Source organism: Dysgonomonas sp. UBA7630 (assembly GCF_002483985.1).
In the GTDB taxonomy this organism is placed as follows: Bacteria; Bacteroidota; Bacteroidia; order Bacteroidales; family Dysgonomonadaceae; genus Dysgonomonas.
In genome coordinates, this window is sequence record NZ_DLIY01000017.1 from 52,307 (window position 1) to 64,932 (window position 12,626).

Genomic DNA, 12,626 nt, shown 5'->3' on the forward strand with positions numbered 1-12,626 from the left:
TATGACAGTAAAAGATATAAAAAAGAAGATCATGTATATTCTTGGGGGGACTGTCCTCACCGAGGATTTCTTTTGGAAAAACGCACGTTTTATCATCACGGTCTTCGTTATCATTGTGCTGTACATCAGCAACAGGTATAGCTGTATCGAGAAAATGGCGAAAATAGAATCTCTTCAGCGCGAACTAAAAGATGCGAAGTATGAGTCTCTCACCATATCGGCAGAGCTGATGGGTGTAAGCCGCGAATCGAAAGTAGAAGATATGGTTCAGAAAAACGGTGTTGATCTGAAACAAACAAAAGACCCAATATATAAACTGGGAAAGAAATAAATAGCAAGAAAGAATAGAAGATGGCGAAAAAATCTGAAGGAACATCAAAGAATATAGCGATCAGCCGATATGGGTGGATTGCACTTATTATGTCCCTGATATTTATTGCAATTCTAATATGTATATTCAATATAAAGTATGTAGAAGGCCCCATGTGGCGCGAACTTGGCATACAGGAAACCGTAAAGAAAGATAGAGAAATACGCCCCAACAGAGGTAATATTTATGCCGACGACGGACGCCTATTGGCAACAAGCGAACCCCTCTACGGAGTATATGTCGACTTTATGGCCGATGGCATAAAGAAAGATACATTAATGAAATACGTTACACCTCTGTCACAAGCACTGGCGAAGAAGTTTCCCGACAGAAGTGCAGCCCAGTACAAAAGAGTAATACTAGACGGATGGGATTTAAGCCGTAAAGAGCTCGCCCAAATAGAAAGGAATAGGGAGAGCGGTTCAAACCAAAAGGTAAAGGTTCGCAGCCGCTATGTGCGCATTATTCGCCCTGATATAAACTATATAGACCTGAAAGAAGTTCTCACATACCCATTCTTTAGCCAGAGAAGCAATAGGAGCGGCTTGTTTACAGAAGAAAAAACAATGCGTTTAAAACCTTTTGGTCGCCTTGCCGGAAGAACCGTAGGATCTATATACAAAGACTTTGACGCAGGAGGAGCCAGTGGTCTGGAACTAAAATACGACTCTATACTAAAAGGAATTCCGGGTCTGAAAACACGCCAACGTGTGCAAGGCCGTTGGATAGACGTCGTATTGAACGAGCCAACCGATGGATGGGATATAAAAACCACTTTGNNATGTAGATGTCCAAGACTTAGCAGAGAAAGCGCTCTACAACAAACTGGTAGAGACCAATGCCGAATCCGGATGTGCTATTGTAATGGAAGTGGCTACAGGGGAGATAAAAGCCATAACCAATCTCGACCGCATGTCGCCCGGTGTTTATGCCGAAGGTAATCCAAATGCTTTTTCGTACATGTCCGAGCCGGGGTCTACCTTCAAGACAGTGTCACTGATGATTGCCCTTGAAGACGGAGTAGTTACCCCCGATGAAGAAATTTTTGTCGGCAACGGTTTGTTCGAATATAAGGGACGCATCGTAAAAGACCATGACTGGCGCAAAGGACAAGACAAAGGCTATGTAACAGTAGCGAGAGGAATGTACTCTTCGCTGAACGTTGCTATCGCAAAAATGATATTAAAAGGTTATGAAAATAATCCTCAAAAATATGTACAGCGTATCCATGATCTGGGACTTACAAAAAAAATAGAATGGGATGTTCCACTACAAGGAAAAGAAGGAACTTCTGTCATTCGCTTCCCTGATGATAAGTCAAATCCATGGTCTAAAACGACATTGCCATGGATGTCATTCGGTTATGAGACACAAGTACCACCTATTTACATGCTAATGTTCTATAATGGTATCGCAAATAAAGGGAAGATGATCAAGCCGTTTCTCACCAAAGCCTTCATGAGAGACGGAAAAATAGAAGAAGAATTTGAAACCGAGATTATAAATCCTTCATTATGTTCAGAAAAGACCCTCAAAGAGGTGCAAGATATTCTAAGAGGTGTTGTAACCGACGGTACAGGAAAAACGATTGAATCTGAAATGTTCCCTATATCAGGAAAAACAGGAACGGCAATGATTGCAGCCAGAGGTGGATACGAAGGATATTATGTATCATTTTGTGGATATTTCCCATCCGACAATCCCAAATATACTTGCTTTGTAGGCATACGCAGACCACAGGGAATTCCATCGGGGGGACTTATGCCGGGAGCAGTATTCAAAACCATTGCCGAGGGGATATATACACGAAATACTGTAGCAACTCCTATACTTGCTCAGAAAGATACAGTAAACTCACTTATACCTGTCGTTAAAAGCGGTTCATTCAAAAATACAGAGATTGTTTTGAAAAAATTAAAACAAGATTACAACTATTCGGGAGATAAAGTAGACTGGATAAATACAGACTCTTCGATCAATGGTATTCTTCTTCAAAGCAATTCTTCTATCAAGCAAGGATTAGTCCCTAACGTCATAGGAATGGGAGCACGTGATGCCATATATTTATTAGAGCTTGAAGGACTGAAAGTAAACCTTATAGGTGCAGGAAAAGTGAAACAGCAATCTATAGCTCCGGGAACAAGAACAACGAAAGGAGCAACCATAACCATAGAATTAAATTAACGAAAAAACAAATACAGATATGAAGTTGCAGGATTTACTTAAAAACATAGATGTAATAGAAATAAAGGGAGAACAGGATATAAATGTAACCGGAGTTTTTACAGACTCCCGCAAGGCAACTCCCGGATCGGTTTTCATTGCCCTCAAAGGCGTTCAGGTGGATGGTCATCTATATATAAAAAACGCTTTGGAACTAGGAGCTAAAGTTATTCTTCACGAAAGCAAAATAGATACTTCTAACGAAGGAATCACATATATAAAAGTAAAAGACAGTGCCGATGCTGCCGGAAAAATAGCTACACATTGGTATGGCGATCCGTCAAACAATCTGAAACTAGTAGGCGTAACAGGCACAAACGGAAAAACAACAACAGCCACACTCCTTTATGAGATGTTCCGCAAGCTGGGATATAAAGTAGGTTTGTTATCTACTGTAGCCAATTATATAGATGGCAAAGTATATCATGCCACACATACTACCCCCGACCCTATTTCGTTGAACGAAATGCTCAAAAACATGGTAGATGCAGGGTGCGAATATGCCTTTATGGAAGTAAGCTCGCACGCCATTCATCAAAAACGTATAAGTGGTCTAAAATTCGAAGGGGGAATATTTACCAACCTTACCCAAGACCATTTGGACTACCATAAAACAATGGGCGAATACCTAAAAGCGAAGAAAGCTTTCTTTGACCAACTACCCGAAACAGCATTCGCTCTTACCAATATCGATGATAAAAACGGATTGGTAATGTTACAAAATACAAAGGCTAAAACAAGTACTTATTCTGTTCATTCTTTAGCTGATTTCAAAGCACGAATCATCGAAAAACACTTTGATGGTACTGCAATAGAGATCAATGGCAAAGAACTGCAAGTACAGTTTGTGGGAGTATTTAATGTATACAACCTGCTTGCTGTTTACGGGGCAACCATATTACTAGGACAAAGTCCGGAAGAAGCCTTGCTTGTACTTAGCACGTTGAAACCGGTATCAGGTCGATTCGAGACAATCCGTTCAACTGAAGGCTTTACAGCTATTGTAGATTATGCCCATACGCCCGATGCTCTTACCAATGTATTGGAAGCAATACACGAGGTATTGGAAGGAAACGGTCGTGTAATAACAGTTGTAGGTTGCGGAGGAAACAGAGATAAGACAAAACGTCCGATCATGGCACGCGAAGCTGTTCGTTTGAGCGATCAGGTTATACTCACGTCCGACAACCCTCGCTACGAAGAGCCGCAAGCTATAATCAACGATATGGCAGACGGGCTCAACAGCGAACAATTGAAAAAAGCACTTCTGATTGTAGAACGTGAACAGGCAATAAAAACAGCATGCGCACTGGCTAAAACGGGAGATGTAATCCTTATTGCAGGGAAAGGGCACGAAGATTATCAAGATGTGAAAGGTGTAAAACATCATTTTGATGATAAAGAAATAGTTAAGAACATTTTTGGAGAATAACTAGAAAAATCAGAAAGACAAAATGCTATATTATTTATTCGATTACTTAGACAAATTAGATTTCCCTGGTGCAGGGATGTTTCGCTATGTCTCATTCAGGGCAGCGATGGCTGTGATATTCTCCTTGCTGATTTCTACAATTATAGGAAGACGGATCATCGACAAATTGCAAAAGCTGCAAATCGGTGAAACAGTCCGTAATCTTGGTCTTGAAGGACAACTAAGTAAAAAAGGAACCCCTACCATGGGTGGTGTTATCATTATTATAGCAATACTAACACCTGTACTACTTTTTGCCCGAATAGACAATGTATATATCATTCTCATGTTGATCACAACAATATGGCTTGGTGCACTGGGCTTTCTGGACGACTATATAAAAGTTTTCAAAAAAGATAAAGAAGGGTTACAAGGTAAATTTAAAATAGTGGCACAGGTCGGACTGGGATTGATAGTGGGTCTGACAATATACCTGAGCCCCGATATAATTATCCGGGAGAATATAGAATACCGTAATCAGGACAATGTAATAGAGCGTGTAAGCTATGTAGCTGAAGGAGTAAAATCCACTCAGACAACAATCCCATTTATGAAAAATAACAACCTCGACTACGAGGATCTTGTTGGCTTTATGGGAGAATATGCCGAACCGGCAGCATGGATACTGTTTGTTTTCATTGTTATTTTTATTGTAACTGCCGTGTCCAATGGTGCCAACCTTACCGACGGACTCGATGGATTGGCAGCCGGAAGCTCTGCCATTATCGGGGTAACACTCGGGATACTCGCGTATGTTTCCGGGCACATGGAGTTTGCGTCTTATCTCAACATTATGTTTATACCCGGTAGCCAGGAACTCGTAATATTTGCCGCTGCATTTATAGGAGCTACGATTGGTTTCCTTTGGTATAACGCCTTCCCTGCGCAGGTCTTCATGGGAGATACGGGTAGTCTGACATTAGGGGGAATTATCGGTGTTTTTGCCGTTGTTATTCACAAAGAATTGCTACTCCCTATACTTTGCGGAATATTCTTTGTTGAGAGTATTTCGGTAATGATGCAAGTGGCATTCTTTAAATTCACAAAGAAAAAATACGGAGAAGGCAGACGTGTTTTCAAAATGACTCCTTTGCACCATCATTTTCAGAAAGCAGGAAATTCGGGAATACAAGCCTTGTTTCAAAAACCAATAGGGCCTATACCCGAGTCGAAGATTGTAGTGCGTTTTTGGATTATTGGAATTATTCTGGCAGTACTTACATTGGCAACATTAAAAATGCGATAAAAATAAATGATGAACAAGATTATCATATTAGGAGGAGGAGAGAGTGGCGTAGGCTCAGCGATACTGGCACAAGCAAAAGGATTTGATGTTTTTTTGTCTGACAGCGGGCCGTTAAAAGACCAGTACAAAGCCGAACTCGATCAGTATGGCATCCCTTACGAGGAAAAAGGACATACCGAAGACCTCATACTGGCTGCATCCGAGATCATCAAGAGCCCGGGCATTCCTAATTATGCACCTCTTGTTCACAAAGCAGCAGAGAAAGGTATTCCTATCCTATCGGAGATGGAATTTGCCAAACGCTACACATCGGCAAAAATGATCTGTATTACAGGCAGTAATGGGAAGACAACCACTACCAGCCTCATCTATCATATACTGAAATCGGCAGGACTAAATGTAGGTCTTGGAGGTAACATCGGAAGAAGTTTTGCACGTCAGGTAGCAGAAGATAATTTCGACTATTATGTATTGGAACTAAGTAGTTTCCAGCTGGAAAACATGTACTCGTTTAAAGCAGATATCGCCATTCTTTTAAATATAACCCCCGATCATCTCGACAGATACGATCATGATATGCAAAAGTATGTTGATGCCAAAATGCGTATTGTACAAAACCAAACAGAAGAAGATGCTTTTATATTTTGGGAAGAAGACCCGATTGTAAGCAAAGAAATACAAAAGCTGGTATCGAAAGGCAAGCAATATACATTTGCCGACCACAAAGTGGGTAATGCTATTGCATACCCTGAAAACAATGAAATAAAAATAGATACTCCTAAATCGGTTTTCATTATGAAAGAAGATTTACTAGCACTCGAAGGAACACATAACCTGTATAACTCACTTGCATCAGGCATCACGGCAAAGTTGCTGGATATAACCGATGAAAACCTGCGTCACTCGCTTAGTGACTTCCAAGGAGTAGAACATCGCCTTGAAAAAGTAGCCAGAGTGAGAGGTATACAGTTTATAAACGACTCCAAGGCGACTAATGTTAATTCGTGCTGGTATGCTTTACAAAGCATGAAAACGAAGGTTGTCCTTATTTTAGGAGGAACAGATAAGGGAAATGACTATACAGAGATCGAACAATTGGTTAAAGATAAAGTTCGCGCTTTGGTTTTCCTCGGAGTTGACAACAGTAAGCTGCATAAATTCTTTGATGGTAAAATAGACAATATTGTAGATACCTCATCAATGAAGGATGCAGTAGAAAAATCTTACGCATTGGCTCAAGAAGGAGATACGGTTTTGCTATCGCCTTGCTGCGCCAGTTTCGACCTCTTCCAAAATTATGAGGATAGAGGTGATCAGTTTAAAGAATACGTCAGAAAACTGTAATCAAAAATGGAATTCAATTTTTTAGGGCGGGCATTCAAAGGAGATAAAGTTATATGGTGCATATTTATCGCACTGTGTATTATCTCTTTGCTTGAAGTATTTAGTGCTACAAGTACAATTGCCTACCGTCAACATAGCCACTGGGCACCGATTCTGCGACATGCGGCATTCCTGCTTATTGGTTTTGCCCTCGTGATGTTTTTGCAGAGGGTTCCCAGCAAATATTTTTCAGTATTGCTATTGGGAATACCGCTATCTGCTGTTCTCCTTGTTATCACCATGTTTATGGGGCAAGATGTGAATGGGGCACAACGCTGGCTTGGAATCGGAGCATTTACGATACAACCTTCCGAGTTTGCTAAAATTTCGGCAATCGGTTTTGTCTCCTTCTTTTTAAGTAAGATGAAGCCTGATAATGAAGGTTGGATATTCAAAACCCTCATTATTGGTATCGGAGCCTTATGCTTGCTTATTGCACCCGAAAACTTATCTACGGCATGTCTCCTTTTTGGCGTCTGCTTTATGCTTATGTTTATCGGACAGGTCAGCCTCAGGAAGTTAGGATTGATTGCTTTTGTTGGGCTTGCTGCTGTAGCTATTTTGCTAGGCAGCCTTACGCTCCTACCCGACTCTTTTGCAAAAGAGTATTTACCGGGACGTTTGGCTACATGGAAAAACCGTATAGAAAGGCACTCGGAAGAAGATAAAGAGATGAGGAACGCCGACGGAACTATTGCTTATAAAATAACTGACGACAATTATCAGGTATCACATGCCAAGATTGCTATAGCCAACGGTGGTATAATCGGCTTGCCAGGAAGCGGTGTGGAACGAGACTTTCTTCCACAGGCCTACTCCGACTTTATCTTTGCCATCATCCTTGAAGAAACAGGACTGCTTGGGGGGCTATTCGTCTTGCTCTTATATGTCGCTCTGATGTTCAGGTGTGGCGTTCTGGCTTCAAAATGCGAAAAGAAGTTCCCGAGATATCTTATACTCGGGTCTGCACTTATACTCACAATACAGGCTTTGGCTAATATGGCCGTAGCCGTCAATTTGATTCCTGTTACAGGACAACCTCTGCCTCTGGTAAGCCGGGGTGGAACGTCTACCATTATCACATGTGCCTATTTTGGCATTATTCTGGCATGCTCATCCCGACTCAATGACTCAGATCATGAAGATGTGGACGAAAGCATTGCCAATATAGATTTTGAACCCTATGTAAAAGATACAGAAGAACAATGAAAAATCTGAGAGTTATTATTAGCGGAGGTGGAACAGGAGGTCATATATTTCCGGCAATAGCTATTGCCAACACCATCAAAAAACGTTACGCTGACTCCGAAATACTTTTTGTGGGAGCCGAAGGACGCATGGAAATGGAAAAAGTTCCAAACGCAGGATACAAAATAGAAGGGTTAAATGTAGTCGGGATTAGCAGAAAAAATCCGATCAAGATATTTTCTACAATCTGGAAATTTCAGAAAAGCCTCAATCGGGCTAGCAAAATCATAAAAGAATTTAATCCCGATATCGTGATTGGCGTGGGAGGATATGCCAGTGGCCCAACGTTGTATAAGGCAAGTAAACTAGGTATCCCTACCCTCATCCAAGAGCAGAATTCGTATGCCGGAATTACAAACAAGTTCTTAGGCAAGAAGGCTTCCAGTATATGTGTCGCCTACGAAAATATGGAAAGATTCTTTCCGAAAGATAAAATAGTGATGACCGGCAACCCTTGTCGTGAAGAATTATTATCATCGAATATAACGAAAGAAGATGGCTATACAGAGTTTAACCTCGACCCGAATAAAAAAACAATTCTGGTTGTAGGTGGCAGCCTTGGTTCGAGAACAATAAACAAAAGTATATTTAGCGGAATAGAAGCTTTGTCTGAGTCAGACATACAAATCATTTGGCAATGTGGGAAACTATACTTTTTCGAACTGAATATGGATCTGGCATCGAAAGGAAATCCGCAGAATATTCATATCCATGAATTCATTTCCCGAATGGATTTAGCATATAAAGCAGCCGATTTGGTCATTTCAAGAGCAGGTGCAAGCTCTATCTCCGAACTATGCTTGTTGGGCAAACCGGTTATTCTTGTTCCTTCTCCAAATGTATCGGAAGATCATCAAACCAAAAATGCAATGGCACTGGTAAATAAAGATGCCGCTATCCTCATAAAGGATATTGAAGCAAATGATTTGCTGATTAAAACAGCTTTGGAGACAATAAAGGATAAGGACAAATTAAAAACTCTATCGGAAAATATTTTAAAATTGGCGCAACATGATTCGGCAAACCGAATTGTAGACGAAGCAATAAGACTAATAAAGCGAAAATAAAACATGAATAATATAAAAGCAGTATACTTCATCGGAATCGGTGGCATCGGAATGAGCAATCTGGCTCGCTACTTTATGTCGAAAGGCAAAAAAGTAGCAGGCTATGATCGTACCGAAACACCATTGACAAAAGAACTGGTAAAAGAAGGCGCAGAAATTCACTATTCGGACAGTGTAAGCCTGATACCCGAATACTGCAAAGACAAAGATACGACATTAGTGGTATATACTCCGGCTGTTCCATCCGAAAACGAAGAAGTTATATATTTCCACGAGCAGAATTTTACGATACAGAAGCGTGCTCAGGTTTTAGGAACTATCACCAAATCGAGCAAAGCTCTCTGTTGTGCAGGAACACACGGAAAGACAACAACATCAAGTATGCTGGCTCACATCCTTAAACAATCGCACCTCGATTGTAATGCTTTCTTAGGGGGTATCCTGAAAAACTATAGCAGCAATCTTATGCTTTCAGATAAGAGTGAGTTTACCGTTATCGAAGCTGATGAGTATGACCGCTCTTTCCACTGGTTGCATCCGTATATGGCTCTTATTACTTCTGTAGACCCAGACCATCTGGATATCTATGGAACGGAAGAAGAGTATCTCAAAAGCTTTGAGAAATTCACCACCCTCATTCAACAAGGAGGAGTGTTGGTGATGAAACACAATATAAAACTTTCGCCCAAAGTTGGAGAAGATGTTAAGGTATATACCTACTCTGAAGATAAAGGAGACTTCCATGCAAAGAATATAAAAATAGGGAACGGTGAAATTCGTTTCGACTTTGTTACTCCAAAGGAAGTAATAGACAACATACAGCTTGGCGTTCCTGTTAGAATCAATATAGAGAATAGCATCGGAGCAATGGCTCTGGCATGGCTCAATGGTGCTACACCTGACGAACTGCGACATGCTATGTTTACATTTCAGGGGGCGAAGCGTCGTTTCGATTTTATCCTTAAAACAGATAAGATCGTGATGATAGACGACTATGCACACCACCCTCAAGAGCTGGCAGCGAGCATTACATCTGTAAAGGAATTATATCCTGACCGTAAGGTTACAGGCGTTTTTCAGCCTCACCTCTATAGCCGGACAAAAGATTTTGCCGATGAGTTTGCAAAGAGTCTTTCTTTGCTTGACGAACTCATTTTACTGGATATATATCCTGCAAGGGAAAAACCGATAGAAGGTGTGACTTCAAAAATAATTTTCGACAAGGTTACCTGTCCTAAAACATTGTGTAACAAGCAAGAATTATTACCTTTATTGGAAAATAAAAATGATGTTGAGGTTCTATTAACAGTCGGAGCAGGAGATATCGATCAATTGTTGGAAGCAATAAAAGAAGTTTTAGAAGAGAAATGATAAAAAAAATATTAGTCATCGGAGGAATATGCCTTCTTGCAGGCTATCTTATTTTCTCGGCTTTTTATTTCGAAAAAAAGCCGCAGGATGACTTTTGCACAAGTTTTGAAGTAGAAATAAAAAATAGCGCCGAGGGCAATAAGTTTATCGAAACAAAAGATATTGTAAGTTATATCAAAGATAAAGGACTTGATCCTACAGGCAAACAATTAAAAAACATTAATACAAACAAGATAGAAGAGGCCATAATGGCCAATCAGCTGATAAAAGAAGCCAACGTATTTGTTACAAACAATAGAGCTGTAAAAGTCGTAATTGAAGAGCGGAAGCCGATTCTACGTGTTATAAGCAGCCTCGGAGGAAACTATTATATAGATAATGCGGGCAATAAAATGCCTCTTTCTAATCGCTCTACGGCATACCTCCCTATAGCAACAGGAGCAATAAAAGAAGAGTTTGCAAAGACCGACTTATATAAATTTGCATTATTTTTGCATAATGATGAGTTTTGGAATGCACAAATTGAACAAATAGTCGTACTACCTAACCAGGATATTAAATTAATACCCCGTGTCGGTGATCATCAGGTCATACTAGGCAGTGTGGACGGATGTAAAGAGAAGCTTGCCAAATTGCTCACCTTTTATCAAAACGGGCTTAACGAGACCGGGTGGAATAAATATTCAGTCATAAATCTGAAGTTTAACAAACAAGTTGTTTGTACAAAACGTTGAATAAAGAACAAGATCTGGACAATTCTTTCGAATTGGACTGTAAAGGAGAAGAAGATATATGGAACAATCAGGATTTATTGTAGGTATTGACCTTGGCACATCAAAAATTGTTGGTGTACTGGGACGTAAGAATGAACAAGGCGTTATTTCCATCTTGGCATCGGAATGTATACCTGCCGATTCATGTGTAAAATATGGGACAATATATAATATAGATGATGCCGCAGGCAAAATCAAAGGACTTATCCACCTGTTAGAAAACAAGACAGGTAAGAAAATAGGAAAAGCTTATGTTTCTGTTGCCGGAAAATCACTTCGGGCAATAGAACACAAAGAGACTAAATTGCTCGATGGTACTACCCCTATCACATTTGCTATACTCGACGGGATGGAACAGCAAGCGAAGCTGAACAAGCCCGATTTCTTTGCCAACTATAGCGTCCTTGCTCCCGAATATTACCTTGACGGACAATACGAAGAAGACCCGATTGATAAGGTTGCTTCTGTAATTGAAGGTCATTATCGTTTGGTTATCGGACGTCCTAATATAAAAAGTAATCTTGCAAAAAGTACAGAGAAGGCTCAGATTGAAATTGCCGGATTTATTGTAGGCCCTGTAGCCGCAGGTGCTCTCGTTCTGGAAGAACAAGACAGACAAGCTGGATGTGCTCTGGTCGATTTTGGCGCAGGCACTACTACATTATCCATATATAAGGGCGGATTGCTTCGCTATATGGCAGTTATTCCGTTCGGAGGACGTACGATTACGAAAGATGTTCAGGGATTAGGCTTTGTTTTCGAATCTGCCGAAACATACAAAATACGTTATGCCAAATTAGGTAAAGAAAAAGCAAGACCAACCAGCGATACTTCAGCCGATATAGACCTTAGAGAGTTGAACAAAGTGATACAACTACGTCAGGACGAGATTATCTTGAACGTTATTCATCAGATAAAAGAATCAGGATTTGGAGATAAACTGGATGCCGGAATTATTATAATAGGTGGAGCATCGCAAATGACAGGGCTGGAAGAATATTTTGCAGACAAAGCACAACTTCCGGTAAAACGGGCAACACCAAAACGTGTATATATTAATAATGCAGCCGAATTACTGCAAAATCCGGTATATACACAGGCTCTTAGCTTACTGCTTTTTGCAAATGAAAATTGCGAAAGAAAGGAAGCATTCAGACCGGAACCTGTACCGGTTCAACAAACAACTCCTACCCCGCCTGCTCCCGAAATAGAGGAAGATGAGGATGAGGAAGAAGCTCCTAAGCCTAAGAAGGGAAAGAAAGATAAAAACAAAGGGCAAACATCGCTCTTTAGGTTCTTCGAAAAAGTACAAAACTTTGGAGGAACAGTATTCAACGATGAAGAATAATCGAAGTAAATCCCTTAAGTTATAACAAAACAAATACGCTAAGATATGGATGAAAAAATACTGGATTTTCAATTCCCAAGAAAAACTCAGACAATCATAAAGGTTATAGGTGTAGGTGGTGGTGGT

Annotated in this window: 11 protein-coding genes; all 11 read left to right on the forward strand. The window is 40.4% G+C overall.

Features of this window, described 5'->3' with window-relative positions; translation table 11 throughout:
* The first annotated feature begins 1 nt into the window (after position 1).
* The gene (locus B3P17_RS07100) at positions 2-331 is read left to right on the forward strand and encodes an FtsL-like putative cell division protein (protein ID WP_006841453.1); all 330 of its coding nucleotides are present in this window, start codon (positions 2-4) and stop codon (positions 329-331) included.
* 152 nt (positions 332-483) lie between these two features.
* Complete coding sequence (locus tag B3P17_RS07105) at positions 484-1,311, forward strand: hypothetical protein (protein WP_422653389.1); 828 nt, start codon at positions 484-486, stop codon at positions 1,309-1,311.
* Positions 1,235-2,554: a penicillin-binding transpeptidase domain-containing protein gene (locus B3P17_RS07110; RefSeq protein WP_291104727.1), complete on the forward strand. Its 1,320-nt coding sequence runs from the start codon at positions 1,235-1,237 to the stop codon at positions 2,552-2,554. Before B3P17_RS07105 ends, B3P17_RS07110 begins: the two co-directional genes overlap by 77 nt.
* A 19-nt stretch (positions 2,555-2,573) precedes the next feature.
* A complete protein-coding gene (locus B3P17_RS07115; RefSeq protein ID WP_252637191.1) occupies positions 2,574-4,025 on the forward strand; it encodes a UDP-N-acetylmuramoyl-L-alanyl-D-glutamate--2,6-diaminopimelate ligase in 1,452 nt (483 codons plus the stop codon).
* A gap of 22 nt (positions 4,026-4,047) precedes the next feature.
* Positions 4,048-5,310: a phospho-N-acetylmuramoyl-pentapeptide-transferase gene (gene mraY, locus B3P17_RS07120; protein ID WP_135106750.1), complete on the forward strand. Its 1,263-nt coding sequence runs from the start codon at positions 4,048-4,050 to the stop codon at positions 5,308-5,310.
* A gap of 6 nt (positions 5,311-5,316) precedes the next feature.
* A complete protein-coding gene (gene murD / locus B3P17_RS07125; protein ID WP_252637189.1) occupies positions 5,317-6,654 on the forward strand; it encodes a UDP-N-acetylmuramoyl-L-alanine--D-glutamate ligase in 1,338 nt (445 codons plus the stop codon).
* 6 nt (positions 6,655-6,660) lie between these two features.
* Positions 6,661-7,902 carry an FtsW/RodA/SpoVE family cell cycle protein gene (locus B3P17_RS07130; protein WP_252637188.1) on the forward strand — a complete coding sequence of 414 codons (1,242 nt, stop codon included), beginning with the start codon at positions 6,661-6,663 and terminating at the stop codon, positions 7,900-7,902.
* On the forward strand, positions 7,899-9,008 hold the full coding sequence (gene murG / locus B3P17_RS07135) for an undecaprenyldiphospho-muramoylpentapeptide beta-N-acetylglucosaminyltransferase (protein ID WP_252637186.1): 1,110 nt from the start codon (positions 7,899-7,901) through the stop codon (positions 9,006-9,008). Before B3P17_RS07130 ends, murG begins: the two co-directional genes overlap by 4 nt.
* A gap of 3 nt (positions 9,009-9,011) precedes the next feature.
* Positions 9,012-10,379, forward strand: coding sequence for a UDP-N-acetylmuramate--L-alanine ligase (gene murC / locus B3P17_RS07140; protein WP_252637184.1), 1,368 nt, complete (start codon positions 9,012-9,014; stop codon positions 10,377-10,379).
* Positions 10,376-11,113, forward strand: a complete 738-nt coding sequence (locus tag B3P17_RS07145) for a cell division protein FtsQ/DivIB (RefSeq protein WP_252637182.1) — start codon at positions 10,376-10,378, stop codon at positions 11,111-11,113. Before murC ends, B3P17_RS07145 begins: the two co-directional genes overlap by 4 nt.
* A 58-nt stretch (positions 11,114-11,171) precedes the next feature.
* Positions 11,172-12,500 carry a cell division protein FtsA gene (ftsA, locus tag B3P17_RS07150; protein ID WP_252637180.1) on the forward strand — a complete coding sequence of 443 codons (1,329 nt, stop codon included), beginning with the start codon at positions 11,172-11,174 and terminating at the stop codon, positions 12,498-12,500.
* Positions 12,501-12,626: the final 126 nt, after the last annotated feature.